General features: G+C 73.8%; 26 protein-coding genes. 16 read left to right on the top strand and 10 right to left on the bottom strand.

Going from position 1 to position 26,470, the window contains the following annotated elements:
- Positions 1 to 36 precede the first annotated feature (36 nt).
- Complete coding sequence (locus ACFV4G_RS20280) at positions 37 to 309, bottom strand: DUF6343 family protein (RefSeq protein ID WP_380442204.1); 273 nt, start codon at positions 307 to 309, stop codon at positions 37 to 39.
- Between the two features lie 76 nt (positions 310 to 385).
- Here ACFV4G_RS20280 and ACFV4G_RS20275 point away from each other — a divergent pair, with 76 nt between their 5' ends.
- Positions 386 to 646: an I78 family peptidase inhibitor gene (locus tag ACFV4G_RS20275; protein WP_380442202.1), complete on the top strand. Its 261-nt coding sequence runs from the start codon at positions 386 to 388 to the stop codon at positions 644 to 646.
- A gap of 33 nt (positions 647 to 679) precedes the next feature.
- Here ACFV4G_RS20275 and ACFV4G_RS20270 read toward each other — a convergent pair whose 3' ends face one another.
- Together ACFV4G_RS20270 and fabG are read right to left on the bottom strand one after the other, a co-directional pair.
- Positions 680 to 1,531 (bottom strand): phosphatase PAP2 family protein, encoded by an 852-nt coding sequence (locus tag ACFV4G_RS20270; RefSeq protein ID WP_380442200.1) that lies wholly within the window; start codon positions 1,529 to 1,531, stop codon positions 680 to 682.
- 244 nt (positions 1,532 to 1,775) lie between these two features.
- Entirely contained in the window at positions 1,776 to 2,540 is a 765-nt protein-coding gene (gene fabG, locus ACFV4G_RS20265; protein WP_380442198.1) for a 3-oxoacyl-ACP reductase FabG, read from the bottom strand.
- Positions 2,541 to 2,945: 405 nt separating this feature from the next.
- Between fabG and ACFV4G_RS20260 the strand changes: the two genes are divergently transcribed.
- Positions 2,946 to 3,809: a MarR family winged helix-turn-helix transcriptional regulator gene (locus ACFV4G_RS20260; protein WP_380442196.1), complete on the top strand. Its 864-nt coding sequence runs from the start codon at positions 2,946 to 2,948 to the stop codon at positions 3,807 to 3,809.
- Positions 3,810 to 4,107: 298 nt separating this feature from the next.
- Here the strand turns inward: ACFV4G_RS20260 and ACFV4G_RS20255 are convergent, their stop codons facing one another.
- Positions 4,108 to 4,971, bottom strand: coding sequence for an aldo/keto reductase (locus ACFV4G_RS20255; RefSeq protein ID WP_380442194.1), 864 nt, complete (start codon positions 4,969 to 4,971; stop codon positions 4,108 to 4,110).
- 446 nt (positions 4,972 to 5,417) lie between these two features.
- Between ACFV4G_RS20255 and ACFV4G_RS20250 the strand changes: the two genes are divergently transcribed.
- The 12 genes from ACFV4G_RS20250 to ACFV4G_RS20195 all read left to right on the top strand — a co-directional run bounded on the left by ACFV4G_RS20250 (position 5,418) and on the right by ACFV4G_RS20195 (position 17,761).
- Positions 5,418 to 7,292, top strand: coding sequence for an ABC transporter transmembrane domain-containing protein (locus ACFV4G_RS20250; protein WP_380442192.1), 1,875 nt, complete (start codon positions 5,418 to 5,420; stop codon positions 7,290 to 7,292).
- A gap of 73 nt (positions 7,293 to 7,365) precedes the next feature.
- On the top strand, positions 7,366 to 9,138 hold the full coding sequence (locus ACFV4G_RS20245; RefSeq protein WP_380442190.1) for an ABC transporter ATP-binding protein: 1,773 nt from the start codon (positions 7,366 to 7,368) through the stop codon (positions 9,136 to 9,138).
- A gap of 219 nt (positions 9,139 to 9,357) precedes the next feature.
- Positions 9,358 to 9,603 carry a LapA family protein gene (locus tag ACFV4G_RS20240; protein ID WP_380442188.1) on the top strand — a complete coding sequence of 82 codons (246 nt, stop codon included), beginning with the start codon at positions 9,358 to 9,360 and terminating at the stop codon, positions 9,601 to 9,603.
- Between the two features lie 56 nt (positions 9,604 to 9,659).
- Positions 9,660 to 10,379, top strand: a complete 720-nt coding sequence (locus tag ACFV4G_RS20235; protein WP_380442233.1) for an amino acid ABC transporter ATP-binding protein — start codon at positions 9,660 to 9,662, stop codon at positions 10,377 to 10,379.
- Positions 10,380 to 10,521: 142 nt separating this feature from the next.
- Positions 10,522 to 11,388, top strand: coding sequence for a glutamate ABC transporter substrate-binding protein (locus tag ACFV4G_RS20230; protein ID WP_380442231.1), 867 nt, complete (start codon positions 10,522 to 10,524; stop codon positions 11,386 to 11,388).
- A 13-nt stretch (positions 11,389 to 11,401) separates the two neighbouring features.
- The gene (locus ACFV4G_RS20225) at positions 11,402 to 12,046 is read left to right on the top strand and encodes an amino acid ABC transporter permease (RefSeq protein WP_380442186.1); all 645 of its coding nucleotides are present in this window, start codon (positions 11,402 to 11,404) and stop codon (positions 12,044 to 12,046) included.
- Positions 12,043 to 12,912 carry an amino acid ABC transporter permease gene (locus ACFV4G_RS20220; RefSeq protein ID WP_380442184.1) on the top strand — a complete coding sequence of 290 codons (870 nt, stop codon included), beginning with the start codon at positions 12,043 to 12,045 and terminating at the stop codon, positions 12,910 to 12,912. Before ACFV4G_RS20225 ends, ACFV4G_RS20220 begins: the two co-directional genes overlap by 4 nt.
- 207 nt (positions 12,913 to 13,119) lie before the next feature.
- Positions 13,120 to 14,025 carry a LysR family transcriptional regulator gene (locus ACFV4G_RS20215; RefSeq protein WP_380442229.1) on the top strand — a complete coding sequence of 302 codons (906 nt, stop codon included), beginning with the start codon at positions 13,120 to 13,122 and terminating at the stop codon, positions 14,023 to 14,025.
- 158 nt (positions 14,026 to 14,183) lie between these two features.
- On the top strand, positions 14,184 to 14,765 hold the full coding sequence (locus ACFV4G_RS20210) for a cysteine dioxygenase (protein WP_380442182.1): 582 nt from the start codon (positions 14,184 to 14,186) through the stop codon (positions 14,763 to 14,765).
- A gap of 7 nt (positions 14,766 to 14,772) precedes the next feature.
- Positions 14,773 to 15,870, top strand: a complete 1,098-nt coding sequence (locus ACFV4G_RS20205; RefSeq protein WP_380442180.1) for a YeiH family protein — start codon at positions 14,773 to 14,775, stop codon at positions 15,868 to 15,870.
- Between the two features lie 97 nt (positions 15,871 to 15,967).
- Positions 15,968 to 16,678 (top strand): spermidine synthase, encoded by a 711-nt coding sequence (locus ACFV4G_RS20200; protein ID WP_380442179.1) that lies wholly within the window; start codon positions 15,968 to 15,970, stop codon positions 16,676 to 16,678.
- 63 nt (positions 16,679 to 16,741) lie between these two features.
- The gene (locus tag ACFV4G_RS20195) at positions 16,742 to 17,761 is read left to right on the top strand and encodes a TetR/AcrR family transcriptional regulator C-terminal domain-containing protein (RefSeq protein ID WP_380442177.1); all 1,020 of its coding nucleotides are present in this window, start codon (positions 16,742 to 16,744) and stop codon (positions 17,759 to 17,761) included.
- 126 nt (positions 17,762 to 17,887) lie between these two features.
- Here the strand turns inward: ACFV4G_RS20195 and ACFV4G_RS20190 are convergent, their stop codons facing one another.
- A complete protein-coding gene (locus ACFV4G_RS20190) occupies positions 17,888 to 19,315 on the bottom strand; it encodes a hypothetical protein (RefSeq protein ID WP_380442175.1) in 1,428 nt (475 codons plus the stop codon).
- Positions 19,316 to 19,606: 291 nt separating this feature from the next.
- Here ACFV4G_RS20190 and ACFV4G_RS20185 point away from each other — a divergent pair, with 291 nt between their 5' ends.
- Entirely contained in the window at positions 19,607 to 19,732 is a 126-nt protein-coding gene (locus ACFV4G_RS20185) for a hypothetical protein (protein ID WP_380442173.1), read from the top strand.
- Positions 19,733 to 19,902: 170 nt separating this feature from the next.
- Here the strand turns inward: ACFV4G_RS20185 and ACFV4G_RS20180 are convergent, their stop codons facing one another.
- Both ACFV4G_RS20180 and ACFV4G_RS20175 read right to left on the bottom strand, forming a co-directional pair.
- A complete protein-coding gene (locus ACFV4G_RS20180) occupies positions 19,903 to 20,769 on the bottom strand; it encodes a TetR/AcrR family transcriptional regulator (RefSeq protein WP_380442171.1) in 867 nt (288 codons plus the stop codon).
- A gap of 33 nt (positions 20,770 to 20,802) precedes the next feature.
- Positions 20,803 to 21,327 carry an NUDIX hydrolase gene (locus tag ACFV4G_RS20175; protein WP_380442169.1) on the bottom strand — a complete coding sequence of 175 codons (525 nt, stop codon included), beginning with the start codon at positions 21,325 to 21,327 and terminating at the stop codon, positions 20,803 to 20,805.
- A gap of 128 nt (positions 21,328 to 21,455) precedes the next feature.
- Here ACFV4G_RS20175 and ACFV4G_RS20170 point away from each other — a divergent pair, with 128 nt between their 5' ends.
- Positions 21,456 to 22,679 carry a serine hydrolase domain-containing protein gene (locus tag ACFV4G_RS20170; protein WP_380442167.1) on the top strand — a complete coding sequence of 408 codons (1,224 nt, stop codon included), beginning with the start codon at positions 21,456 to 21,458 and terminating at the stop codon, positions 22,677 to 22,679.
- Between the two features lie 55 nt (positions 22,680 to 22,734).
- Here the strand turns inward: ACFV4G_RS20170 and ACFV4G_RS20165 are convergent, their stop codons facing one another.
- From ACFV4G_RS20165 to ACFV4G_RS20155, 3 genes are all read right to left on the bottom strand, one after another.
- Entirely contained in the window at positions 22,735 to 23,058 is a 324-nt protein-coding gene (locus tag ACFV4G_RS20165; RefSeq protein ID WP_380442165.1) for a nuclear transport factor 2 family protein, read from the bottom strand.
- Positions 23,059 to 23,355: 297 nt separating this feature from the next.
- Positions 23,356 to 24,879: an aldehyde dehydrogenase family protein gene (locus ACFV4G_RS20160; RefSeq protein ID WP_380442162.1), complete on the bottom strand. Its 1,524-nt coding sequence runs from the start codon at positions 24,877 to 24,879 to the stop codon at positions 23,356 to 23,358.
- A 500-nt stretch (positions 24,880 to 25,379) separates the two neighbouring features.
- Complete coding sequence (locus ACFV4G_RS20155; protein ID WP_380442160.1) at positions 25,380 to 26,327, bottom strand: hypothetical protein; 948 nt, start codon at positions 26,325 to 26,327, stop codon at positions 25,380 to 25,382.
- Between the last annotated feature and the right edge of the window lie 143 nt (positions 26,328 to 26,470).

The raw sequence follows: 26,470 nt of genomic DNA, 5'->3' as shown, positions 1-26,470 counted from the left end.
GCCCGGCCGACTTTCCGCTCCGGGGGAGACACCGCGTCAGAGCTCGGTCCGGCGGCGCCGGATGACCACGACGAGATCGACGGCGGCGAACAGGGTGAGCAGGCCCATCACGACCGCGAAGCCGGTGAGGGTGCCGCTGCTCGGGGCCCCGTACGACGGGGAGTTGGCCGCCCAGACCGCGAAGGCCACCGTCGCGATCGCGAACAGCGGGGTGAAGGTGAGCGACAGCAGGTAGCGGAGCTTGAGGTCGCTGCGGGCGGTCGAGGGCTCGGTGCCGCTGCGCCAGCGCCGCGGGGTCGTGGTGCGCATGCCCGTTCACCTCCCGGCCGCACGGGTGCGGGCTACGATTCCAGCGTACGTCCGAGGGACGGGCCGGGGAGGGGCGATGACGGGATCGGGCGGGGAACGACCGGGGGCCGGCGGCGGCGATCAGGGGGGCGCGGGCCACGCCTGGGACGGGCCGGAGGGGGACGCCGAGGGCTACGCGGGACTGCGGATCGAGCGGGCGCGGGAACTGGCCCGGCGGCACGGGTGGGCCTCGGTCCGGGTGCTGGAGCCGGACGCGATGATCACCATGGAGTACCGGGAGGGGCGGCTCAACCTCGCGGTGCGCGACGGCGTGGTGGAGCGTAGCTGGGAGGGGTGAGGCGCCGTACCGGGCCGTTGACCCGGCCGTCGTTCATCGGTTCCGGACGTCCCGGCGGCTCCGGCTCCCGCTTCGGTTTCGGCTCCGGCGCCTGCGGCTGGTGATCCACTCCTCGGCCGTGGTGACGAGCGGCTCCAGCAGCGGCAGCGAGAGCAGCACCAGCAGTCCGGCGGCCCAGCCGGCCAGGACGTCGGTGACCCAGTGGGTGCCCAGGTAGACGGTGGTCAGGCCGATCGAGCAGGCGGTGGCGGCGGCGATCAGCGCGCCGGTGCGGCGCCAGCGGACGGCGAGGTAGGCCAGCACACCCCAGGTGACGACGGCGTTGGCGGTGTGGCCGGACGGGAAGATCGTGCCGCCGGAGAAGAGCTCGGGGGAGCCGACGTACTGGGCGTAGTGCGGGCCGAGCCGGCCGGTGACGATCTTGACGGCGCCGACGGTGACGTTGAGCAGCAGCAGGGCGACGCCCATCACCAGGAGCGGGCGCAGCCGGCCGAGCCGGTGGGCGCGCCAGGCGAGCCAGGCGAAGGCGGCGATCGCGGAGGGGCCGCGCTGGCCGGCCACCACCCAGGTGCCGAGCAGCGGCTCCAGGCCGGGCCAGCGCTCGTAGGGGCGCAGCAGGCGGACCGACCAGTCGAGGTCGACGAGGGCGGTGTTGAGGAGTACACCGGCGAGTACCAGCAGGTAGCAGGCGCAGGTGGCGAGGAGCAGGAGCGCGCGGCGGCGGCTCATCGGGGGCCAGCCGGGCTCGGCGGTGGCCGGGCCGAGCGGCGCGCGGCCGTCCGGGGCCGGGCGCACGGGCCGCCCCGGGGACGGCCGGCCGGGGCGGCGGGAGGTGTTCTCCGGGCCCTGCTTCGGGAATTGCCGGGAGGCACTCGGGGCTTGCACGGGGGTGACCCTACCCATCCGTCCGGTGCCATTTCGGGGGTAATTGTCATTTCCCCGGGAAATCGACAATCCGGTCGGCAGGGGATGGTCCGGGGAGTGATTTCGGCTAATCCCCGATCGAAAGTCCGTGTGGTGTTCGAATCATCCTTCAAAAGGCTCGGTAAAAAGAACGGGGCGGCCGGCCGGTCCGCCCGGCCGCCCGCCCCATGGTCACCCTGTGTAGGTTCCGTGCCCAGCAGAGGGGTCAGTCGAGGGGGCCGCCCGCGACGTAGATCACCTGACCGGAGACGAAGCTGGCGCCCTCGCTCGCGAGGAAGGAGATGGTGTGGGCCACATCCTCAGGCAGACCGACCCGCTGGACCGGGATCTGAGAGGCTGCGGCCCGCTTGAAGTCTTCGAAGTCCATGCCGACCCGGGCCGCGGTGGCCGCGGTCATGTCCGTGGCGATGAAGCCCGGGGCCACGGCGTTGGCGGTGACGCCGAACTTGCCGAGCTCGATGGCCAAAGTCTTGGTGAAGCCCTGCAGGCCCGCTTTGGCGGCCGAGTAGTTGGCCTGGCCGCGGTTGCCCTGGGCGGACGAGGAGGACAGGTTGACGATGCGGCCGAAACCCGCGTCCACCATGTGCTTCTGCACCGCGCGGGTCATCAGGAAGGCGCCGCGCAGGTGGACGTTCATGACCGTGTCCCAGTCGGACTCGGACATCTTGAAGAGCAGGTTGTCGCGGAGCACTCCGGCGTTGTTGACCAGGACGACGGGGGCGCCGAGCTCGGCCACCACGCGGTCCACGGCGGCCTGGACCTGCCCGGCGTCCGAGACGTCGGCGCCGACCGCGAGGGCCCGGCCGCCCGCGGCGGTGATCCGGTCGACGGTGTCCTTGCCGGCCGCCTCGTCCAGGTCGAGGACGGCGACCGCGTAGCCGTCGGCGGCCAGTCGGAGGGCGGTGGCGGCGCCCAGGCCGCGTCCGGCGCCGGTGACGACGGCGACCCGGGGGGTGCTCTGCTCGGTCATGCTCGCTCTCGTCTCTCTCAGGATTTTCCCAGGGAAGGGCGTCCCCGGGTGACGCTGGCCACACCCTACCGGCGAGTAGGAAGGGCGGCCAGAGCGGAGACGCGCAGGTGACGGTGGGTAAGGACCGACCGGTCGGCTTTCTGCTGAGAACGGGTTACCGAGAAGGCGTGGCGGCGCGTAAATATGCCAATGTTGCCGAACCTGCGTCTACTATCCGCCCCTGCCTGCCAGCGAGGGCCAGCCGTTTGTATAGTGTCCGCCAGCAGCCACCGGCTGCACGGCTGGAGCGCCCTCCCTCATAGCGGGACGCCCACTCGCCGTTACTGCCCCACCCGGGTGTCCCACACACACCGGGTGTGACATCGGGACGGATACATGGTGCTGGGGGAGATCCCGACGACCCGCGTGTCTGCGCGACTGCAGCAGTCGCCCGGACACCTCATCCGCGTTGCACAGCAGGTCCACACGCGACTGTGGTCCGAACACGTCGGAGCCGATCTCACGGCTCCGCAGTTCGCCGTCCTGCTGGTCCTCGCGCTGGAACCGGGCGCGGACCAGAGGACGGTCGGCGAGCGTGCCTCGCTCGACAAGGCCACGATGGCGGAGATGGTCGCGCGGCTGGTCCGCCGCGGCTTGGTGCTGAGAAGGCGCGACCCGGCCGACGGCCGGCGCAAACTCCTCGCTCTGTCGCAGAGCGGGGCCCAGGCGGTGCGCGAGGCCACCGGAGGCGTGGTCCGCGTGCAGCGCACCCTGTTCGAGCCGCTCGGCGCGGACGAGCAGGTCGAGATCGTCCGGGTGATGGCCAAGATAGCCAGGCTGGAGCCCGCGGCGGTCGTGTACAGCGACGCGCGGCCGATACTGGACGCCCAGCGGGCGATCGGTTACCTGATCAGGGTGAGCCAGCAGGTGCACACCAAGCTCTGGTCGGAGCACGTCGGTGCGGAGCTCACCGCTCCGCAGTACGCGGTGCTCGACGCGCTGGAGCTGGAACCGGGCGCGGACCAGCGCACGGTCGGCGAGCTGGCCTCGCTGGACAAGGCCACGATGGCCGAGATGGTGAGCCGTCTCGTCCGCCGCGGTCTGGTGCAGCGCCGCCGCGACCCCTCGGACGGGCGGCGCAACCTGCTCTCGCTCTCGCCGGCGGGACAGGACCTGCTGCACCGCTCGGCGGCCGGCGTCGCCAAGGTCCAGCAGCTGCTGCTGGCGCCGCTGGACGAGCACGAGCACGCTCCGGCGCTCGCGCTGATCGGCAAGGCCGCCAGGCTCTAGCCTCCGCCCTTTTGAGCTCCAGCCAAAACGATTCGCCAACGTACGGACGATCCCGGGTCAGGGGTCGGGTCGGACGGGGGTGGGTCGGGGAGGGTTTCGGGCTCGTGTCGTAGTGATCGTGTGCTTGTGTGCTCACATATTTGCGGCACGAGTCCCTTCCGGGCATGTCGAAGACCGCCCACTCCTCAACGGGGTGGGCGGTCTTTCGATATGACCGCTGGTCCGGTGGCTACGGGTTCCCGGTCAGGGACGCCTGGCTACGGGTGCCCGGCGTCCCGGCCTCGCGGCCGGGCGGGGCTCAGTTCCAGTCGAAGCCCTGCGGGTCCGGGCCGATGCGCTCGCCGGTGGCGACGCCGGCGATCGCGGCGAGGTCCTCCGCGTCCAGCTCGAAGCCGGCCACGTCCAGGTTCTCCCGGATGCGGGAGGGGGTGACCGACTTCGGGATCGCGATGATGCCGCTCTGCAGGTGCCAGCGGAGCACGACCTGGGCGACCGTGCGGCCGTGCTTCTCGGCGATCTTCACCAGCGCCGGCTCGGCGAGCAGGTCCTTGCCCTGGCCCAGCGGGCTCCACGCCTCCGTGGCGATGCCGTGCTCGGCGTGGAAGGCGCGCAGCTCCGTCTGCGGGAAGTACGGGTGCAGCTCGACCTGGTTGAGCGCCGGGACGACCGAGGCCTCGTCGACCAGGCGGGTCAGCTGCTCGGGGCCGAAGTTCGAGACGCCGATGGAGCGGGCCCGGCCGTCGGCCTTGAGCTGCTCCAGCGCCTTCCAGACGTTCGGGTAGGTGCCGTGCATCGGGCGCGGCCAGTGGATCAGGTAGAGGTCGACGTACTCCAGGCCGAGCTTGGCCAGCGAGGCGTCGAACTCGCGCAGGACCGCGTCCCGGCCCTGCGCGCCGGACCAGTCGCGGGTGCCGGAGTTCCACAGCTTCGTGGTGATGTAGAGGTCCTCGCGGGCCACGCCGCCGGCCAGCGCCTCGGTGACGGCCTGGCCGGTGCCCGTCTCGTTCTCGTAGATCGCCGCGGTGTCGATCGAGCGGTAGCCCGCCTCGATGGCGGCGCGGACGGCCGGGGTGGCCTCCGCGTCCGGGACCTGCCACACGCCGAAGCCGAGCTGCGGGATCCGCGTGCCGTCGTTCAGGGTCACGGTGGGGATGTTGCTCACGGGAAGGGGTGCCCTCCTGGTCGACCATGGGTTCCAGTGGGGCAACCGGAACTCATGGAGTGTTTGTTCCCGCCGTTCGGGTGAACCTTCCGGGGCCGGGGGCCGTCCGGGCGGGGAACCGCGGGGGCGGGCCCGGAAAACCTGTTGCGCGGATCACACCGGGGTTGGCAGGCTCGCGGCCATGACCTCCTGAGACACGGGCCCTTCGTGCCCTCCCCAGTCAGCCCCGGCCGCTGCCGGGCGCGTTTCCGTCGCCGTGGCCCGCGCCGCCCGTGGCGCGCGGCGCCTCGAACCATCCCGAAGCCTCCCGGACCGTGCGCACCGCGGACTGCTCGCCGCAGGCCGCGTGCCGCCGAACCGGCGTGCCGCCGTTTCGCGTGCCGCCGCTCCGCGCGCCGACCGGGCCACCCCAGGACCGTCCCCCGAACCACCGGCATCGGAGTGTCATGCCGCTCGCCCCCCTCCCCCTGGCCGATCCCGGCCGCCCCGACCTCTCCTCACCCCTCGCCTTCCTGCGCTGGCTCCAGCGCGCCCAGCGGCGCGGGCAGGTGCTCTCCACCTGCTGGGCGCTGCTGGAGATGGGCGGTCAGGCCGCCCTGCCCGTACCGCTCGGACACGGCGTCCAGGCCGCCGTGGACGGCGACGCGGGCGGGATCTGGCGGGCCGGCGCCCTCGTGGTGCTGCTCGCCGCCGTCGCCTCGCTCGGCACCGTCCTGCTGCACCGCCAGGCGGTCTGGAACTGGATCCACGCCGCCACCCACGTACGGCAGTTGGTCGCCCGGCAGGCCTCGCACCTCGGCGCCGGGCTGTCCCGGCGGATCGCCACCGGCGAGGTCGTCGCGGTCGGCAGCGGGGACGTCGAGCGGATCGGCTGGTACGTCGAGCTCGTCGCCCGCGTCCGGGCCGCGGTGATCGTCTGGCTGGCGGTCAGCGCGGTCGTGCTGGTGACCGAGCCGGTGCTCGGCCTCGGCGTGCTGCTCGGCGTGCCGGTGCTCGCGGCCTCCGTCTGGCCGCTGATCGGGCCGTTCGAGCGGCGCTACGAGAAGCAGCGCGCGCTCGGCGGCAAGGCCACCGAACTGGCCGCCGACACCGTCGCCGGGCTGCGGGTGCTGCGCGGCATCGGCGGCGAGGAGCTGTTCCTGGAGCGCTACCGCGCGGCCTCCCAGAAGGTCCGCGCCGCGGCAGTCCGCTCGGCCCGGCTGTGGTCCCTGATGCAGGCCCAACAGGTGCTGCTGCCGGGCCTGTTCGTCGTCGGGGTCACCTGGTACGGGGCCCGGCTGGCGGCCTCCGGGGAACTCGCCGTCGGCACCCTGATCGCCGTGTACGGCGCGACCGCCTTCCTGGCGGCGCCGCTGCGGATCCTCGGCGAGGCCGCGCACGCCTGGAGCGTCGCCCGGGTCTCCGCGGGCCGGGCCGTCCGGGTGCTCTCGCTGCGCCGGACCAGCGGCGCGGCCGAGGCCGCGCTCACCCGGCCGGGCACCTGCGACCTGCACGATCCGGTGACGGGGCTGACCGCGCGGGCCGGCGAGCTGACCGCCGTGGTCTGCGGCGATCCGGACTTCGCCGGGGCGCTCGCCGAGCGGCTCGGCGGGCACGTCCCGGCGGCCGAGGAGGAACGGCAGCCCTCCGCCCGGCTCGGCGGGACGGAGCTGGACGCGGTGCCGCTGGCCGAGGCGAGAGCCGCGGTGCTGGTCCACGACAAGGAGCCGGTACTGCTCTCCGGCACGCTGGCCGGGCTGTTCGACATCCCGTCCTCGGGCCGGGTCCCGGTCGCCGAGGCGCTCGCGGCCGCCCGCTCCGACGACGTGCTGGAGGCCCTGGTGGAGGGCTCGCCGGAGTGCGGGGGAGACCCGATGCGCGCTCGGATCACCGAGCGCGGCCGGTCGCTGTCCGGCGGCCAGCGCCAGCGGCTCGCGCTGGCCCGCGCGCTGCTGGCCGACCCGCCGGTGCTCGTCCTGGACGAGCCCACCAGCGCGGTCGACGCCCACACCGAGTCGCGGATCGCCACCGGGCTGCGGGACGTCCGGGCCGGGCGCACCACCGTGGTGTTCGCGACCAGCCCGCTGCTGCTCGACCAGGCGGACCGGGTGGTGCTGGTCCGCGACGGCCGGGCGGTCGTGGCCGGGCGGCACCGCGAGCTGATGCGGACCGAGCCCGCGTACCGGTCGGTGGTCACCCGTGACGAGGAGGCCGCGCCCGGGGCTCCTGCCCGGGGCGAGGCCGTTGCGGGGAAGACCGTTGCGGGGGCGGCCGCCCGGGGCGGGGAGACCGTGCCCGGGGCGGAGGCGGCTTCCGTGGGGGCCGGGGAGGGGGCCGCGTGAGCACGTCCGTCAACCGTCCTGCGAACAACTGTGCTGCGAACAACTGTCCTGCGAAGACAGCGAGGAGTACGTCATGAAGCCCCCTCTGCATCAGGAGCAGGGGCCGGCCGCCACCCTGCCGGTCGGCTCGCCGGCCGCCGTGCGCGCGTACCTGCGGCTGCTCGCGCGGCGCCACCGCACGGCCTTCTCCGGGGTGGTGGCGCTGCACTCGGTGGCCACGCTCGCCGGGCTGGTCGGGCCGTGGGTGCTCGGCGGGCTGGTCGAGTCGCTGGCCCCGGACGGTGCGCGGGCCTCCCTCGGGGTGGCCGTCGCCTGGTACCTGCTGGCGCTGGCGGTGCAGTCCGCCTTCACCGGCTGGTCCCGGATGCGCGGCGCGATCCTCGGCGAGCGGGTCCTCGCCGACCTGCGCGAGGACTTCCTGGTCCGCTCGGTCGCGCTGCCCACCGGCGTCCTGGAGCGGGCCGGCACCGGCGACCTCGTCTCCCGGGGCACCACGGACATCGACCGGCTGGACAAGTCCGTGCGCGAGGCGGTGCCCGAACTCGCGGTCGCCGTCGTGTCGTTGCTGCTGGTCCTCGGCGCGCTGCTGGTCACCTCGCCGCTGCTCGCGCTCACCTCCCTGGTCGGGCTGCCGTTGCTGCTGGCCAGCTCCCGCTGGTACTTCCGGCGCGCGCCGCAGTCCTACCGCAACGAGTCGGCCGGGTACGCCGCGGTGAACACCGTGCTCGCCGAGACGGTGGACGCCGGGCGGACGGTCGAGGCGCTGCGCCTGGGCGACCAGCGGGTCCGCCTGACCGACCGCAAGCTGCGCGAGTGGCTGGCCTGGGAGCGGTACACGCTGTGGCTGCGCTCGGTGTGGTTCCCGACCGTCGACGCGGTCTACGCCTCGGCGGTGCTGGCCACGCTGGTGCTCGGCGGACTGTTCACCCTCCGCGGCTGGATCACCGTCGGCCAGCTGACCACCGGGGTGCTGTACGCCCAGATGCTCACCGGCCCGGTCGACCTGATCCTGCGCTGGTACGACGAGCTGCAGATCGGGCAGGCCTCGCTGGCCCGGCTGGTCGGCGTCCGCGAGGTGCCGGAGCACGAGGGCGACGAGGGCGCGCGCCCGGACGGCCGCCGGGTCGAGGCCACGGACGTGCGGTTCGGCTACCGCGAGGGCGCGGACGTCCTGCACGGGATCAGCCTGGACGTCGCCCCGGGCAGCCGGGTGGCGCTGGTCGGGCCGTCCGGGGCGGGCAAGTCCACCCTCGGGCGGCTGCTGGCCGGGATCTACGCGCCCGGCCGGGGCAGCGTCACGCTCGGCGGCGCGGCGCTCGCGCGGATGCCGGCCGAGCGGGTCCGGGCCGAGGTGGCGCTCGTCAACCAGGAGCACCACGTCTTCGTGGGTACGCTGCGGGACAACCTGCGGCTGGCCGCGCCCGGGGCCGACGACACCGAGCTGAGGGCCGCGCTCGACGCGGTGGACGCCGGCGCCTGGGTGGACGCCCTCCCGGAGGGCCTGGACACCGAGGTCGGCTCCGGCGGCGCCGTGCTGACCCCGCCGCAGGCCCAGCAACTGGCCCTGGCCCGGCTGGTGCTGGCCGATCCGCACACCCTCGTGCTGGACGAGGCCACCTCGCTGCTCGACCCGCGCGCCGCCCGGCACCTGGAGCGCTCGCTCTCCCGGGTGCTGGAGGGACGGACGGTCATCGCCATCGCGCACCGGCTGCACACCGCGCACGACGCCGACGTGATCGCGGTGGTCGAGGGCGGGCGGATCAGCGAGTACGGCAGCCACCCGGAGCTGGTCGCGGCCGGCGGTCCGTACGCGGCGCTGTGGCGCTCCTGGCGGGACGAGCGGTAGTGCCGGTCAGGTCCGGGGCCGTCCGGTCCGGCGCCGTCCGGTCCGGGGTCGTCAGGTCCGGCGCCGTCCGGTCCGGAGCGTTTCGGTCCCGCGCGGCGAGCGCAGGGCCCGGAACGCCCCAAACCCGCACGGGGCCGGATTGCCCCGTGCGGGTTACTCCACCCGCACGGAAGGGCGCGTAACCGGGCAAACCGGGTTCCGGGCCCGCAGACTGCTCCGGTGACCAAAGTTTCAGGCGGCTCGTCCGGCCCCCAGCGCAGCGAGATCGGCGGGATCCCCACCCGGTACATCGGGATCGGCGTCATCGTCATCCTCGCGGTGTGGTTCCTGTTCGCCAACCTCGACAAGGTGAAGATCCAGTTCTGGGTCTTCACCGTCACCGCGCCGCTGTGGATCGCCCTGCTGGCCACCCTGCTCGCGGGCGGCGCGCTGGGCTGGCTGCTGAAGGGGCGGCGCGCCCGGTGACCACCGACCCCGGGCCCGCGCAGGGCGGCGCGTCCGGCTTCGCGCCGCTGATCGAGATGCGCGGCGTCAACAAGCACTTCGGCGACCTGCACGTCCTGCAGGACATCGAGCTGACGGTCGGCCGCGGCGAGGTCGTCGTGGTGATCGGACCCTCCGGTTCCGGCAAGTCCACGCTCTGCCGGGCCATCAACCGGCTGGAGCCGATCGAGGCCGGCACCATCCTGATCGACGGCGAGCCGCTGCCCGAGGAGGGCAAGGGGCTGGCCCGGCTGCGGGCCGAGGTTGGGATGGTGTTCCAGTCCTTCAACCTGTTCGCGCACAAGACGGTGCTGCAGAACGTCTCGCTCGCCCAGATCAAGGTGCGCGGCCGGCCGAGGGCGGAGGCGGACGCCAAGTCCCGGACGCTGCTGGAGCGGGTCGGGCTGGCCGATCAGGCCGGCAAGTACCCGGCGCAGCTGTCCGGTGGCCAGCAGCAGCGCGTGGCGATCGCCCGCGCGCTGGCGATGGACCCGAAGGCGCTGCTGTTCGACGAGCCCACCTCGGCCCTCGACCCCGAGATGATCAACGAGGTGCTGGACGTCATGCGCCAGCTCGCCCACGAGGGCATGACGATGGTCGTCGTCACGCACGAGATGGGCTTCGCCCGGGCCTCGGCGAACCGGGTGGTCTTCATGGCCGACGGCCGGATCGTCGAGGACCGCGCCCCGGAGGCGTTCTTCAGCGCTCCCGAGAGCGAGCGCGCCCGGGACTTCCTCTCCAAGATCCTGAAGCACTGAGGCGGCGCCGGTGATGAGGAAGGCCGTTACGAGGAAGGCCGTGACGACGAGGGCGGCGGAGAAGGCCGGGACGAGGAAGGCTGGGACGGAGAGGGCCGGGACGGAGAGGGCCGGGGCGACGAAGGGCGGGGCCGCCGCCGCGTTGGTGCTCGCCGTGCTGGTGGCGGGCTGCGGCAAGGCCGGCACCCCGCCGCCCAAGGGCCCGCAGCCCAGCGCCCTGCCCAGCTACCAGGTGCAGGACGCCGCCGCGATCACCGGCTCGCCCACCCTGAACGCGGCCCGCGGCCGCGGCCACCTGGTGGTCGGTGCCAAGGAGGACCAGCCGTACCTGGGGCAGAAGAACCCGGCCACCGGTGTGTACTCGGGCTTCGACATCGAGATCGCCAAGATGGTCGGGGCCTCGCTCGGGTTCGCGCCGGACCGGATCCAGTTCAAGACCATCGCCTCGGCCAACCGCGAGACCGCGCTGCAGAACGGCCAGGTGGACTACTACGTCGGCACCTACACCATCAACGACAACCGCAAGAAGCTGGTCGGCTTCGCCGGCCCGTACTTCGTCGCCGGGCAGTCGCTGCTGGTGCGCAAGAACGACAACAGCATCCACGGCCCGCAGGACCTGGACGGCAAGAAGGTGTGCTCGGCGGCGGGCTCGACCCCGTACCAGCGGATCCAGTCGAAGTACCCGAAGGCGAAGCTGATCGGCTACGACACCTACTCGGCCTGCGTGGACAACCTGATCACCGGCCAGGTCGACACCGTGACCACGGACAACGCGATCCTGCTGGGCTACGCGGCGAAGGTGCCGGACGAGCTCAAGGTCGTCGGACCGCTGTTCTCGACGGAGCCGTACGGGATCGGGACACCGAAGAACGACACCGTGCTGCGGTACGCGCTGGACGACGCCCTGGCCCAGCACGAGCAGAACGGCGACTGGAAGAAGGCGTTCGACGCGACCCTCGGCCTCTCCGGGGAGCCCGCGCCGACCCCGCCGCAGATCGACCGGTACTGAGAGGGGCCGCGCCGTGAAAACGCTGACCGACAACTGGTCGACCTACTGGGACGGGTTCCTCGGCACGCTCTCGCTGTTCGCGGTGAGCGCCGTGCTGTCGCTGGTGCTGGGCGTGCTGATCGCGAGCTTCCGGGTCTCGCCGGTGAAGCCGCTGCGGATCTTCGGCACGGCGTGGGTGACGATCCTGCGCAACACCCCGCTGACCCTGCTGTTCTTCATCGTGGTGCTGGGCCTGCCGCGGTTCGACATCACGCTGCCCTTCTACACGTTCGCGGTGCTCGCGCTCGGCTGCTACACCTCGGCGTTCGTCTGCGAGGCGATGCGCTCGGGCGTCAACACCGTGCCGCTCGGTCAGGGCGAGGCGGCGCGCAGCCTGGGCATGACCTTCGGGCAGACGATGGGGCTCGTGGTGCTGCCGCAGGCCTATCGCTCGGTGGTCGCGCCGATCGGCAGCGTGCTGATCGCGCTGGCGAAGAACACGGCGATCGCCGGTTCCTTCAGCGTCACCGAGCTGCTGGGCACCTACCGGACCATCAACGAGCTGGGCTACAGCATCGTCTGGACGTTCGTCTGGATCGCCGTCGGCTACCTGATCATCACCCTGGCCATCAGTGCCGTCTTCAACCTGCTCGAACGACGACTGGCGGTGTCGCGATGACCGTTGAATCCTCGGCGCTGTACGACATCCCCGGCCCGAAGGCGCTCGCCCGGCACCGGACGTACGGCGTGGTCGCGCTGGTGCTGATCGCGGGGCTGATCGCGTGGGTCGTCTACATGCTGTTCCACACCCACCAGTTCACGTACGCGAAGTGGGAGCCGTTCGAGTACCGCGGCGTCCAGGACCTCCTGCTGCGCGGGCTCGGCAACACGCTGCAGGCGTTCGGCTGGACGGTGCTGTTCGCGCTGCCGTTCGGGGCGCTGTTCGCGGCCGGGCGGCTGTCGGACCACCGGGTGGTGCGCTGGTTCTCCACGCTGGTGGTCGAGTTCTTCCGGGCCATGCCGCTGCTGGTGATGATCTTCTTCGTCTTCGTCGCGCTGAAGGTGCAGCCGCTCTGGGCGCTGGTGGCCGGGCTGGTGCTGTACAACGGCTCGGTGCTGGCCGAGGTGTTCCGCGCCGGCGTGCTCGCCGTGCCGAAGGGGCAGCGGGAGGCGGCGTACGCGCTCGGGCTGCGCAAGACCCAGGTGATGACCTACGTGCTGGTGCCGCAGGCCAACCGGGCGATGCTGCCGGCGATCATCAGCCAGCTGGTGGTCGCGCTCAAGGACACCTCGCTCGGCTTCCTCATCACCTACGAGGAGTTCCTGCACGCGGGCAAGCTGATCGCCACCAACCTCGACTACGACCTCCCGTTCATCCCCGTGGTGATCGTGATCGCGCCGATCTACATCGGGATGTGCCTGCTGCTCTCCTGGCTCGCCCGGTGGGTCGAGCGGCGCAGCCGGCGCAGCCCGAGCGTGCGGGGCGGGGCGCCGGTGGCGAAGGCGGGGGTGGCGCTGGGGCTGCCGCCGTCGGCGCAGCAGTGAGGCGGGTGACGCGGGTGACGCGGGTGGCGCGGGGCGGCGGCCAGGGGTGGTGGAGCGGTCGCGCCGGGGTGGGTCCGCCGTGCCGGTGTGGCGGTTGGTTCGCGACTGAACCATAGGTGTGCTCGGGGTCAGGCCCGGAACCTCCAATTTCCTCTTATGATTGCGGAGGCTGGAGGCAGACGACCGGGCGGAGGGGCCATGGAGCCGGTGTTCGACTCGCGGCACATCAGGACGTTCCACGAGGTGGTCAGGGCCGGGTCCTACTCGGCGGCGGCCCGCGAACTCGGCTACACCCAGCCCGCCATCACCCAGCAGATGAAGGCGCTCGAACGCACCGTCGGCGTCCCCCTGTTCACCCGCGCCGGACGCGGACTGCGCCTCACCGAGGCCGGCGAGGCGCTCTCCCGGCACGCCGAGGTGATCCTCGGTAGCCTCTCCGCCGCCCAGCAGCAGCTCGCCGCGCTCGCCCGGCTGCGCACCGGGCGCGTGCGGGTCTGCGCGTTCCCGAGCGCCAACGCGACCCTGATACCGCAGGCGATGGCGCGACTGCTCGACGAGCACCCGGGCGTGCGGGTCGAGCTCCTGGAGGCCGAGCCGCCGGACTCCGTCCAGCGGCTGCTGCGGGGGGAGTGCGACATCGCGTTGGCCTTCCGCTACCCCGGCGCCCCGGCCGACGTGCCGGAGGGGCTGGACGAGATTCCGCTGATGGAGGACCTGCTCACGGTGCTGCTGCCGGTCGGGCACCCGCTCGGGCGCCGGCATGCCGTGCGGCTCGTCGACCTCGACCGCGAGCGGTGGATCGCCGGGTGTCCGCGCTGCCGGGCGAACCTGCTGCACGTGTGCGCGGAGGAGGGCTTCGCTCCGGACATCGTCTTCTCGACGGACGACAACCTCGCGGTGCAGAGCCTCGTCGCGGCCGGCGTCGGGATCGCGCTGATGCCGGCCCTCGTGCTCTCCTTCATGTGCCACCGCAAGGTCACCGGGCGGGCCGTCGAGCCGCACCTGCGGCGGCACGTGAGCGCGTACGTGCTGCGCGAGCACCGGCGGATCCCGGCCACCGCGCTGGTGTTGGACCACCTGCGGCAGGCGGCCGCGAGCCGGGTGGGGTGCTGAGCCCGGTCCCGGTGCACTGCCGGCCGTCGGCTGGTGGGGACGGGTTCCCGGGTTCGCCATCGGGGGGAAGATCGCCTGCGGACTTATAAGCGCATGTTGGAATACCGCTTACGATCCCTCGTTGGACGTGATAGGTCCGCTTGGCCGAACCTGCTGGCATGACAGCCCCAGCCACGGTCGACAGCGACCGTCTCACCGAGCGGATGAACGCCCTCATCGGCGAGATCCGCGCCGTCGTCGACCGCGGCCTGCCGCCGGAGCTCACGGCGTACCTGGTCGGCGAACGCCTCGCCCCCCACCTGTCGGCCGACCCCGACGGCCCCGGCGCCCTGCTCACCCCCGCCCAGTGCGAGGCCGACCCCGCCCGCTACCGGCAGCACGTCGTGCACGCCGAGGAGGACGGCAGTTTCTCCGTCGTCGCGCTCGTCTGGCTGCCCGGCCAGCAGACCCCGATCCACGACCACGTCTCCTGGTGCGTCGCCGGCGTCCACCAGGGGCAGGAGAGCGAGATCCGCTACCGGCTCATCTCCGACGGCCGCACCGCCCGGCTCGTCGAGACCGAGCACGTGGCCGGACCGGCCGGCACCGTCGCCGCCTTCGCCCCGCCCGGTGACATCCACCTCGTGCGCAACGCGTGCAGCACCACCGCCATCTCCATCCACGTGTACGGCGCCGACGTCTCGCGCCTCGGCACCAGCATCCGGCGCGTCTACCGGCTGCCCGCCGACGGGCAGCGGTGAGCGTGGCGTGGCGCTGACCCTCCGGGAGCGGACCACCCGGGAGCGGACCACCCGCACCCGCACCCGCTCCCTCCCCCCGCTCGGCGGCGACGCCCCCGGCCTGCTCCTCGCGGCCGTGGGCGTCGGCGCCGCGCTCGCCGTCCACGCGGCCGTGCCGGCCGTGCCCAAGCTCACCGCCGCCGTCGTGCTCGGCATGGCGGCGGCCCACCTGCCCGGGCTGCGCCCGGTCGTGCGCGGCGTGGCGCGGCCCGGCCTGTCCACGGCCGGCAAGCGGCTGATGCGGCTCGGGATCGTGCTGCTCGGCCTCAAGCTCAGCCTCGGCGACGTGCTCGGCCTCGGCTGGGCCACCGTCGCCATGGTGATCACCGTCGTCGCGGCCACCTTCGGCGGCACGCTGTGGCTCGGGCGCAGGCTCGGGCTGCCGGGGGACCAGCCACTGCTGATCGCCACCGGCTACTCGATCTGCGGCGCCTCGGCGATCGGCGCGGTCAGCCAGGCCTCCGGCAGTGACGAGGAGGACGTCGCCGCCTCGGTCGCGCTCGTGACGCTGTGCGGCACGCTCGCGATCGCCGTGCTGCCGCTGCTCCAGCACCCGCTCGGGCTCGGCGAGGTGGAGTTCGGGCGCTGGGTCGGCGCGAGCGTGCACGACGTCGGGCAGGTCGTCGCCACCGCGCAGACCGGCGGGCCCGGAGCGCTGCGCGAGGCCGTCCTGGTCAAGCTGATGCGGGTGGTGCTGCTGGCGCCGCTGGTCGCCGGGGTCGCGGTCGCGGTGCGGCGCAGGCAGCGGTGGAACAAAGAGAACATTGCTGGACCAACTGCTAAAGAGTCGGTCAAAAGCGACACCCGGCCGCCGATCGTCCCGCTGTTCGTCGCGGGCTTCCTCGCGATGATCGTCCTGCGGACCACCGGAGTGCTGCCCGAGCGGGCGCTGACCGTGGCCGGGGACGCCCAGGAGCTGCTGCTCGCCGCCGCGTTGTTCGGTCTCGGCAGCGCCGTCCACCTGCCGACCATGGTCCGCACCGGCGGGCGGATCGCCCTGCTCGGCCTCGGCTCCTGGGTGATGGTCGCGGGGGTCTCGTACGCCGGAGTGCTGCTCACGACCTGAGGAAAACGGCTGCTGGCACGGTGACGACCTTGGGTATTGTCGGGCGGGTAGTGGTCCTGCGGGACCGTCCCGCACCCGAGTCCGCCGAGGAACGCGCATGCCGACCGCACTGCCCGAACGGAACGACCGCGACGCCGTGGTCACGCTCGACCGGCGCGAGGGTCCGTTCGGCGAGGTGGTGCTGCGCCGGCGCGGGCCGGACTTCGAGATCATCGCCAACGGCTGCTTCCTGATGGACACCGCCGACGGCCGCTCGGAGCGGCTGCTGATCCAGGCCGCGCTCGACGAGCTCGACCGCGCGGGCGGAGCCGCCGGGCGGCCGTCCGTGCTGATCGGCGGGCTCGGCGTCGGCTTCTCGCTCGCCTACGCGGTCGCCGAGCCGCGCTGGGGGCGGATCGCGATCGTCGAGCGCGAGACCGCGATCATCGACTGGCACCGGACCGGGCCGCTCGGCGCCTTCTCCGGCGGCGCGCTGGAGGACGAGCGGGTCGAGGTGCTCCACACCGACCTGCTGGAGTACCTCGCCGCCGCCGACGGCGAGCGGTACGACGCGCTGTGCCTCGACATCGACAACGGGCCGGACTGGACCGTCACCGACGGCAACGCGCCCCTGTACGGGGCCGACGGGCTCGCGGTGCTGTGGCACCGGCTCCGGCCGGGCGGGGTGCTGGCGGTCTGGAGCGCCCAGCCCTCGGCGGCGTTCGACGAGGCGCTGCGGGCGGCGGGGTTCTCGGACGTCGCTTCGCACGAGGTCCCCGTCTCCCGGGGAGTGCCGGACGTGGTGCACCTGGCGCGGCGCGCGGGCTGATCCGGCTCGGGTCGGTCGGGGTCCGATCGTTCGTTTCGGTGCTGTGGGGCTGAGGAGTTGGGCATGGCGGAGGACGGGACGCCGTCGGGGCGGATCCTGGCGGAGCTCCGACGGCGGATCGCCTCGGGGGAGTTGGCGCCCGGGGAGCGCGTGCCGTCCACCAGGGCGATCACCCGGGAGTGGGGGGTCGCGATGGCCACGGCCACCAAGGTGCTGAGCCGGCTGCGGGAGGAAGGGCTGGTCCGGGCGGTGCCCGGGGTCGGGACGGTGGTGGCGGGGGCTCCTGTTGCTGCTGGTCCGTCGGCCGCCCCCGCGGCTCCGGGCGGCTCGACCGGACCTTCGGGGACGGCTGTTGCGCGGCGGGCGGCGCGGGGTGGGGACCGGGTCGCGGAGCGGGGTGGAGACCGGGAGCTGTCCCGGGAGCGGATCGTCACGACGGCCGTGCGGGTGGCGGACGAGGAGGGGATCGCGGCGCTGTCGATGCGGCGCATCGCGACCGACCTCGGTGTGGCGACGATGTCGCTCTACCGCCATGTGCCGGGCAAGGACGAGCTGTTGAGGCTCATGACGGACCGGGTCTTCGGCGAGGAGCCGCTGCCCGATCCGCTGCCGGCGGGGTGGCGGGAGGCGCTGGAGACGGTCGCCCGGTTGCAGTGGCGGATCTACCGGCGGCACCCGTGGCTGGCGGGCACGATGTCGTTCACCCGGCCGGTGCTGGCGCCGGACGCGGCCGTGCACACCGAGCGCACGTTGGCCGCGCTCGCCGGACTGGGGCTGGGCGTCGAGGAGATGGCCCAGGCGTCGGTCACGCTGGCGGCCTTCGTGTGCGGGCTGGCGGTGCACTTCGAGCGGGAGGCGCAGGCCGTCCAGGACAGCGGGATGTCCGCGGACGAGTGGATGGACCGCCAGGACGGCGAGGAGCGGGACCAGCTGATGGCGGACCCGGAGCGGTTCCCGATGTTCGACGCGCTGAACCGGGGGCCGGAGATCGACATGAGCCTGGACGCGCTGTTCGCGTTCGGGGTGGCGCGCATGCTCGACGGGATCGGCGCGGTGATCGCCCGGCGGTCGGGCGGGGGCTGACGGGCGACGGCGGACAGGTGACAGCGAACAGATGACAACTAACAGATTTCAGCGAACGAAATCTGAAATCTGTTAGTTGTCAGTTGTCATCCGTCTGCTCGCCGCCGTCTGCCCGCCGCCGTCGGCTCAGCCGAACGGCCGGGCCTCCGGCATCGGGGGCGTGGCCGGGGTGTCGGCGCCGGAGCGGGTGCCGTCCGGGGCCTCGCCCGGGAGGGGCGGGAGGGTTTCCGGGGCGAAGGGGTTGAAGTCCGGCGGGGGCACCCGGACGGGCGTGCCGCGGAGGGCCGGGTCGCCGTCCGGCTCGTTCTCCTCGCGTTCCGCCTCGCGTTCCTCGGCAGGCTCGTTCTCGCCCTGCTCGTTCCGGTCCGTCGCGTCGGCGATCGCCGCGAAGGGGTTGAAGTCCGGCGGGGGCACGGCCACCGGGGTGCCCCGCAGCGCGGGGTCGTCCTCGGCCGCGGGCACGGCCGTCGCGTCGGCGAGCGCGGCGAACGGGTTGTGGTCCAGAGGCACGGCCGCCTCCCGTTCGGCGGGCAGAGGCAGAGGCAGAGGCAGGGGTACGGGCGCGGGCACGCCCGGCGTGCCGTCCCACCCGAACTGGACGCTATTCAGCAGCTCCGCGAACGCCTCCGTGTACAGGTCCCAGTCCTCCGGCTGCGCCGTGGAGAGCTGGACGCAGAGCACCGACGCACCGTCCGGCAGCGGGACGAACGCCTCGACGACCGAGGTGACCACCCAGCGTCGCTGCCCGTCGGCGGCCAGCGCCCCGGGCACGGGCACCGTCCGGCCCTCGACCAGGACGGCGGCCGGCCCGGCCGGCAGCAGGACCGTCCACACCTCGGCGTGCCGGCGGACGGTGGCGAGTTCGGTGGCGAGCGCCGTGATCGGCAGCGGGTGCCGGGCGAGCGAGACGACCAGGGTGGCCTCGGTGGTGCGGCCGTCCGCCTCCAGGGCGCAGACGCCCGCGTAGACGGCGCCCGCGGCGTGGACCACGTCGGCGAGGGCGGCCGTGATGACGGCGAAGTCGCGGCGCGGGCCGGGGCCGGTGGCGCTGAACAGTTCCTCGGCGACCTCGGCCAGGTGTCCGGTCAGCCCGTCGACGGCCGCGGCGACGGCCCGGTCGGCGCCGTGGCCGGCCGCTCCGTCCGGCGTTCCGTCCGGCGTCGCGCCCAGCGGCGGCACCGCGCGGGACGAGACGCCCGCGGGGCCGTCGGGGGAGGTCACGGGGTGGAAGCCGGGCGGGACGACCAGGCGGACCTCGGTGCCGGCGCCGGTGGCCAGCTCGACGGGCAGTCGGGTCTGCTGACCGCCCGCCAGCGCCGCCAGCGCGGGCGCGAACGGCGGGCGCAGCTTGGGGTCGGCGATCTCGCCGGTGACGGGCAGCTGGAAGAGCGCGGCGGAGGCGGTGCCGCGGTCGGCGGTCGTGCCGCGCACCGCGCCGCCGCCGTAGCGGGCGAGGAGCGCGGTGACGGCCCGTTCCGCGACCGGCGCGCCGGTGCCGGGGCGGGCCGTTCCGGCGGTGACGACGGTGCCGAGCCGGTCGACGGCGGCGTGCACCGGTCCGTTGGGCGCCAGCGGCAGGCCGAACAGTTCCTCGGCGGCCGGGTGCCGCTCCGACGACCCGCGGGGCGCCCGCCCCCGGGGGGGGGGCCCCCCCCGCGGGGGGGGGGGGGGGGGCCGGCGGGGCGGGGGGGTGTGGGTGGGGGGGGGGCCGGGACCGCCGCCCCCGCGCCTCCCCCTATATGCGCTCGGGGGGGCTGGGGCCCCCGCCGGGCCCCACCGCCGCCCCCCCCCGCCCCCCCCCAGGCCACCGGGTGACGGGAGGTGCGTCCGTCGAGGAGGGCGTCGGTGAGGGTGGAGAGGGTCGCGCTGACCTGCTCCGCGGCGGCGAAGGGGTTGGCCTCCGCGGTGGACCGGTCGTCGAACCGGCCGCCGAACTGGCTGTCGAACTGGCCGTCCTGGGTCAACTGTTGAGCCCCCCGCTCTGGTGCGTCCGCGGTCGGTGTCCGGGTGGTCCGGGCGCGCGCCCGGTGGCATGCCGCCGGGGTCCGCGGCTGTTCCCGGCCGTGGTCATTCCTATCAGAGCCCACCGTCGGGGCAGAACCGGCGGCCGTCCTGCGGACCACCGGCCAAGCCGGGGCCGGCTACTCCGTGGCCTGCGCCGACGGCCCGTCGGCGACGGGCTGAGCGGGCGGAGCGGCGAGCGCCCCGAGCGCCTCGGTGATCCCGGGCACGGCGAGCAGTCCGGCGAGGTCGTGCACGAGGCGCCCGGTCGGCCCGTCCGGCCGTTCGTCGGCGAGGAACGACGCGAGCTCGGCGCCGAGGGCCGGTTCCCGGGCGGCGGTGAGGACCAGCGCGGCGACGAACTCCTGCACCAGGTGCAGCTGCAGCTCCTCCAGCGGCACCGAGCGCTCGGCCAGCCATTCGAGCGAGGTGATCTCCGCGTTGGCGATCCAGGCGCGGACGGTCAGCCGCAGCCCGGGGCTCGGGTCGGGGATGGCGAGGTGGCCGAGGATCTGGTCGTGGGCGGCCCGCCGGACCTCGTCGATCACCGCCGAGGTGCCCGCGCTGGCGGCCACCGAGCCGCCGCGCAGCAGCGCCGCGAAGCCGGGTCCGTGGCTCTGGACGAAGTCCAGGTAGCGCCCCATCACACGAAAGAGGCGTTCGGACAGCGGCCCCTCGGGGGGTTCCTCGAAGCGTCCGGCGAGCTCGCGCCCGGCCCGGCGCAGCGACTCCTCGTACAGCGCCTGCTTGCCGGGGAAGTAGTGGTAGACCAGCGGCCGGGAGGCGCCCGCGGCGGCGGCGATGTCGTCGATCGACACCTCCTCCGGCGGGCGCACGCTGAAGAGCTCCAGTGCGACGGCGATCAGCTGCTCGCGCCGCTCGTCGACGCTCAGCCGGCGGCGCGGGCGCTCGCCCGCCGCGGCGGGCGCGGCGGGCGCCGGGGTCCGGTCCGGGCCGGCGGTCCGTCCGGTGCGGGCGGCCGTCGGCGACGGCGTACGGGAGGCCATGCGCGCCACCTTATCCGGCGGGCGCAACGGGCCCTATGCGGCGCGGAAGTCCAGGTAGCGGCGGTAGGCCTCGCGGCCGTCGGGGACGAAGTCGTCGCGGGCGAGGCGCGCGTCGAGTTCGGCGGGGGTCAGCCAGTCGTGCCAGGCGACCTCGGACTCCTGCGGGGAGACCGGGCCGTCCCACTCGGCCTCGTACATGTCGCACCACCAGGACAGGTGGTCCTGCCGGAAGAGGAACTTGAACAGCGGGCGCGGGGCGATGCCGCTCACGCCCAGTTCCTCCTCGGCCTCGCGGACGGCCGCCTCGCCGTACGTCTCGCCGGAGCCGACGACGCCGCCGACGAACATGTCGTACGCGCCCGGGGCGAAGAGCTTGGTGTCGGTGCGCCGGTGGACGAAGATCCGCCCGGCCGGGTCGCGGACCAGGATGAAGACGCACCGGTGGGTCAGGCCCCGCCGGTACACCTCCCCGCGCACCGCGGTTCCGATCACCCGGTCGTGCTCGTCGACGACGTCCAGCAGCTCTTCGGCGGGGTTCACTGCGGCAGGGTTGGTCATGACGGACAGGTTAGGGTTTCCGGGCCCGGTTCGAACGCGGGCGCGAACACATTCGGACACGTGCAGAGGCATGCACGGACAGGTGCGGTCGGGCCCGATCGGGCCGGACGAGCTGAGGACGGCGCGCGATGACGGAGATCTGGGGCGAGACGGCCGAGGGCTTCGAGCCGGTGCGGGAGGCCTTCGCGCGGAACTTCCGCGACTACGGCGAGCTCGGCGCCGCCTTCGCGCTGTACGTGCGCGGCCGCAAGGTGGTCGACCTGTGGGGCGGCGACGCCCGGCCCGAGGTCGGCGGCCGGCCCGCGCCCGCCGTCGCCTGGACGGCGGACACCGCGCAGGTGCTGCGCTCGGTCACCAAGGGCCTGACCGCGACCACCGCCCTCCTGCTCGCCGAGCGGGGCGAGCTCGACCTGGACGCGCCGGTGGCCTCCTACTGGCCCGAGTTCGCGGCGGCCGGCAAGGGCGGGGTGCCGGTGAGCTGGCTGCTCTCGCACCAGGCCGGGGTGCCCGCGCTGGACGTGCCGCTGCGCCTGGAGGACGTGCTGACCTGGGAGCGGGCGGCCGCGGCGGTGGCCGCGCAGGAGCCCGCCTGGGAGCCCGGCACCGCGCACGGCTACCACCCGTACACCTTCGGCTGGCTGGTCGGCGAGGTGGTGCGGCGGGCGAGCGGGCGCACCGTGGGCCGGTACTTCGCCGAGGAGATCGCCCGGCCGCTCGGCCTGGACCTGTGGATCGGGCTGCCGGCCGGCGCGGCGCCGCGTGTCGGCCGGCTGGTGGACCTGCCCGCCCCCGAGGCGGCCAGGACCGGGCCGAGCGGGCTGCGGCTGCGGCCCAAGCAGTCCGTCCGGGACGCCTACCAGGACCCGTCCTCGCTGACCGCCCGCTCGTTCGCCTCGGTGCGTCCGGGAGTGGACCTCAACGACCCGGCGGTGCAGGCCGCCGAGATCCCCGGGGCCGGCGGTATCGGGACGGCCCGTTCGCTGGCCCGGTTCTACGCGGCCCTGGTCGGGGCGGCGGACCGGCACGACGGCTCGGGCGGCACGCTCGCTCCGCTGCTCGGGCCGCAGGTGCTGGCCCGGGCGGTCGGCCCGGCGGTGAGCGGCCCGGACCGGGTGCTGATCGTCAACTCCACGTTCGGCCTGGGCTTCTGGCGGCACGGCCCGACGGCGCCGATGGCGTCCCGGGCGAGCTTCGGGCACCCGGGCCGGGGCGGCTCGCTGGGCTTCGCCGACCCGGATCTCGGGCTCGGTTTCGGTTACGTCACCAACGGGATGCAGCCGGGCGTGACCGGGGATATCCGCTCGCGCAACCTCATCCGCGCCGTGCGCGGGTGCCTGGGGCTCGACGGGTAGCGGGCCGGCCGGCGCTCGGGTCCGGCCGGCGGCGCCCGGGCCCGGCCGGTGCCGCTCAGGCCTGGCCGGTCTCGAAGCGGCTGATCTTCCCGCCCTGGACGGTGAACCGCCAGGCCGTGCGCATCTCGCCCCAGGTCGCGTTGGTGAAGTCGGCGACGAGGGCGTGGCCGTCGTTCGACTCGGTCCGCACGTCCATGTGTCCGTTCGGCTCGAAGATCTCCCGGTCGATCCACTGCATCAGGTCGCGGTCGGAGCCGTCGTCGGACATGGTGGCGTCCGGGGTGAGGGTGGCGAGGAAGGCGGCGCGGTCGTTCGCGTTGATCGCGGCGACGAAGGCGCGCACGGTGGGGTCGGAGAGCTTGGCGGGGGAGATGGTCATCGGGGCTCCCGGGTTGGAAGTGACGGGAGCCCCTGTGTACGACGTTCGCCGGGCGGGTCCGGGCATGTCGGCGGCGCGTCGGCGAAATTCACGCATTCATGTGCTTGGATCAACAAATGGGCGATTTGGTGGTATTTGCCCTGATGTCACGGGGAGTGGCAGCGGATCGGGAGACCGGCAGCGGTCTCCCGACCCGCGACGACTTCGGCCGCCGAAGGACCTGGCCGTGATCCTTGGCCGTGGTTCCTGGCCGTGGTTCCTGACCGAGATCCCTGGTCGGGAGGCCTGTCGGGAGGCCTAGAAGAAGCCGACCTCGTCGGGCGAGTAGCTGACCAGCAGGTTCTTGGTCTGCTGGTAGTGCTCCAGCAGCGCCTTGTGGGTCTCCCGGCCGATGCCGGAGTTCTTGTAGCCGCCGAAGGCCGCGTGGGCCGGGTAGGCGTGGTAGCAGTTGGTCCAGACGCGGCCGGCCTGGATGGCGCGGCCGGCGCGGTGGGCGGTGTTGAGGTCGCGCGTCCAGACGCCCGCGCCGAGGCCGTACTGGGTGTCGTTGGCGAGCGCGACGCCCTCGGCGAAGTCGTCGAAGCGGGTGACGGAGACCACCGGGCCGAAGATCTCCTCCTGGAAGACCCGCATCCGGTTGTCGCCCTCGAAGACCGTCGGCGTCACGTAGTACCCGCCGGCCAGGGCGTCGCCGAGGTCGGCCTGCTCGCCGCCGGCGAGCACCTTGGCGCCCTCGGCGCGGCCGATGTCGAAGTAGGAGAGGATCTTCTTGAGCTGCTCGGCGCTGGCCTGCGCGCCGACCTGGGTCTCGGTGTCGAGCGGGTTGCCCTGGCGCATCGCGCGCACCCGCTCCAGGCCGTCGGCGAGCAGGCGCTCGTAGACCGAGGACTGGATCAGCGCCCGGCTCGGGCAGGTGCACACCTCGCCCTGGTTGAGGGCGAACATCGCGAAGCCCTCGACGGCCTTGCCGTAGAAGGCGTCGGTGGCGTCGGCGACGTCCTCGAAGAACACGTTGGGGCTCTTGCCGCCGAGCTCCAGCGAGACCGGGATCAGGTTGTCGCTGGCGGCGCGGGAGATGAGCCGGCCGGTGCTGGTCTCGCCGGTGAAGGCGATCTTGCGGATGCGGGGGCTGGCCGCGAGCGGGGCGCCGGCCTCCTCGCCGAAGCCCGTCACGATGTTGACGACGCCGGGCGGCAGCAGGTCCGCGGTGAGCTCGGCGAGCAGCAGGACGGAGGCCGGGGTCTGCTCGGCGGGCTTGAGGACGACGGCGTTGCCGGCCGCGATCGCCGGGGCGAGCTTCCATATCGCCATCAGGATCGGGAAGTTCCACGGGATGATCTGGCCGACCACGCCCAGCGGCTCGTGGAAGTGGTACGCGACGGTGTCCTCGTCCAGCTGGGAGATGCCGCCCTCCTGGGCGCGCAGCGCGCCGGCGAAGTAGCGCAGGTGGTCGACGGCGAGCGGGAGGTCGGCGGCGAGGGTCTCGCGCACCGGCTTGCCGTTCTCCCAGCTCTCCGCGACGGCCAGCCGCTCCAGGTTCGCCTCCATCCGGTCGGCCAGGCGCAGGAGCACCTGGGCGCGCTCGGCGGCGGACGTGCGCCCCCAGGCGGGCGCGGCGGCGTGGGCGGCGTCCAGGGCGGCCTCGATGTCCTCGGCGGTGCCGCGGGCGACCTCGGTGAAGACCTCCCCGGTGACCGGGGTCGGGTTCCCGAAGTACTCGCCCCGCACCGGCGGCACCCAGTCGCCGCCGATCCAGTGCTCGTAGCGCGGACGGTAGGCGACGATGCTGTCGGGGGTGCCGGGCGGCTGGTAGACCGTCATGCTCTGGTGTCTCCTCGCGACGTCGGGCGCTGCCCGTGTCCTGTCCTGCGGCCGGGCAGCGGGCCGGACCGCACGGTTCGGGAGCGGTCCGGCGGGAGGGATGTGAACGCGCGCTCGCGGCGGGGCCCGCCGGGGCGCCCGCCGCCGAGCACGATAGTCGCGACGGCGCGGCGCGGCTACGGTCCGTACGGAACTCGTGTACGGAGGGTGCGCGTTCCGGCCGTTGTGGAGATCGCCGGGGCCCGGCCGCGCGCCTCGTGGTACCAGGGCGCGCGTCGCGTCGGGCGTCGGGTGCACGGGCTCCGGGGTGTCCGGAGCCCCGGGGCGCGGCGTCCCGGGGGCGGGGCCGCGTCGGACCGGGGCCGCCCTGCGGCGCCCCGCCGTCGGCGGGTGCGGCGCTGGGGGAGAGGCGGGCGGCCCTGGTGCGGTGCCGGTGGGTGTCCGGCGCCAGGCGGAGCGGTCGGACAGCGCGGTGTCTGACGCAGTCTGACGGAGTGGCGTCAGACGGAGTGGTAGCGGCCCGTGCGGGACTCCCAGTACTGGTAGCCGGCCAGCCAGGTGAGCAGCCCGTCGGCGTAGCGCTGGGCGATGCTCGCCTCGACCCGGGACAGGCCCAGCTCCCGGTAGACCTCGGGGAGCTGGGCGTGCAGCTCGCCGCAGCGCTCCACCATGATCTGCGCCTCGTCGAGGACCACCGCGCAGGCCTCCTCGGCCGAGCAGCGGCGTTCGCGCTGGACGATCAGCACGAGGTTGTTGACGTCGCCGCGCGGGGCCTCCAGCGGGAAGGACCGCACGTCGTTGCTCAACGAGGGTATGTCGGCGGCCAGTTGGCGCAGCTGACGGAGCACCGGGTGGTGCAGGACGGCGGGCGGCACCTCGAACTGGCCGAGCCGTTCGACCATGTCGAAGATGGTCTCCATGGCCGCGGTGCCCCGCCGGAGCACGAGGTAGCCGGCCCGGTCCGGCGGGCGGGTGGAGATCCGGCCGGCGGCCTCGGCCGGGTGACTGGCCAGGTACCACTCCCAGTTGTAGGCGGCGCGGGCCTGCCAGCGGGCGGGCATGCCGCGCGCGCTGCGGTCCCAGAGGTCCGCGAACGCGGTCTCGACGGGGGAGCGCTGGTCGGCGTGCGCGCCGTGCAGGACCGCGATGAGCCGCTCGCAGATCGGGGCGACCTCGGTGGGCCGGCGGCCGAGCGGGCCGTCGAACTGGTCGTCGAAGAGGAAGTAGAACCCCATCAGGTCGGCCGCGAGGGCGAGTTCGTCCGGTCCGGCGTCCGGGTAGCCCAGGGCGGCGAGCTCGACGATCTCCCAGTGGGCGTACCCGGGGCGGTCGGCGTCGGCCAGCAGCGGGTGCCGGTGGAGCCAGTCGCGGTGCAGCGCGGCGGCGTGCGGGATGTGGGAACTGCGGCGGTGCGGGAACGGGATCTGAAGTGAGGTGTCGTCAGACATCGGACTCCCGGTGCAGCGGAGGGTGGGGGCGCTAACGGTTCGGACACGGCGTGTGGGGGGAGTTGACGCAGCGAGGCTCCGTGCGTGAGGGTGGCAGGACAAGATCATCTTCGCCTCGCGGGCCGTAGGGTATCTGATGTAAT

The organism is Kitasatospora sp. NPDC059747, from assembly GCF_042732955.1.
Classification (GTDB): domain Bacteria; phylum Actinomycetota; class Actinomycetes; order Streptomycetales; family Streptomycetaceae; genus Kitasatospora.
Note: the sequence above shows the minus strand (reverse complement) of the source record. Positions and strands in the feature narration are given on the sequence as shown.

Bases quoted from the DNA above. Each gene is read 5' to 3' on its own strand.
- ACFV4G_RS20165 (WP_380442165.1), bottom strand. From the start codon at position 23,058: ATGACCATCTCCCCCGCCAAGCTCTCCGACCCCACCGTGCGCGCCTTC.
- ACFV4G_RS20280 (WP_380442204.1), bottom strand. From the start codon at position 309: ATGCGCACCACGACCCCGCGGCGCTGGCGCAGCGGCACCGAGCCCTCG.
- ACFV4G_RS20275 (WP_380442202.1), top strand. From the start codon at position 386: ATGACGGGATCGGGCGGGGAACGACCGGGGGCCGGCGGCGGCGATCAG.
- ACFV4G_RS20210 (WP_380442182.1), top strand. From the start codon at position 14,184: ATGACAGCCCCAGCCACGGTCGACAGCGACCGTCTCACCGAGCGGATG.
- ACFV4G_RS20220 (WP_380442184.1), top strand. From the start codon at position 12,043: ATGACCGTTGAATCCTCGGCGCTGTACGACATCCCCGGCCCGAAGGCG.
- ACFV4G_RS20250 (WP_380442192.1), top strand. From the start codon at position 5,418: ATGCCGCTCGCCCCCCTCCCCCTGGCCGATCCCGGCCGCCCCGACCTC.
- ACFV4G_RS20235 (WP_380442233.1), top strand. From the start codon at position 9,660: ATGCGCGGCGTCAACAAGCACTTCGGCGACCTGCACGTCCTGCAGGAC.
- ACFV4G_RS20195 (WP_380442177.1), top strand. From the start codon at position 16,742: ATGGCGGAGGACGGGACGCCGTCGGGGCGGATCCTGGCGGAGCTCCGA.
- ACFV4G_RS20175 (WP_380442169.1), bottom strand. From the start codon at position 21,327: ATGACCAACCCTGCCGCAGTGAACCCCGCCGAAGAGCTGCTGGACGTC.
- fabG (WP_380442198.1), bottom strand. From the start codon at position 2,540: ATGACCGAGCAGAGCACCCCCCGGGTCGCCGTCGTCACCGGCGCCGGA.
- ACFV4G_RS20155 (WP_380442160.1), bottom strand. From the start codon at position 26,327: ATGTCTGACGACACCTCACTTCAGATCCCGTTCCCGCACCGCCGCAGT.
- ACFV4G_RS20170 (WP_380442167.1), top strand. From the start codon at position 21,456: ATGACGGAGATCTGGGGCGAGACGGCCGAGGGCTTCGAGCCGGTGCGG.
- ACFV4G_RS20180 (WP_380442171.1), bottom strand. From the start codon at position 20,769: ATGGCCTCCCGTACGCCGTCGCCGACGGCCGCCCGCACCGGACGGACC.
- ACFV4G_RS20200 (WP_380442179.1), top strand. From the start codon at position 15,968: ATGCCGACCGCACTGCCCGAACGGAACGACCGCGACGCCGTGGTCACG.
- ACFV4G_RS20160 (WP_380442162.1), bottom strand. From the start codon at position 24,879: ATGACGGTCTACCAGCCGCCCGGCACCCCCGACAGCATCGTCGCCTAC.
- ACFV4G_RS20245 (WP_380442190.1), top strand. From the start codon at position 7,366: ATGAAGCCCCCTCTGCATCAGGAGCAGGGGCCGGCCGCCACCCTGCCG.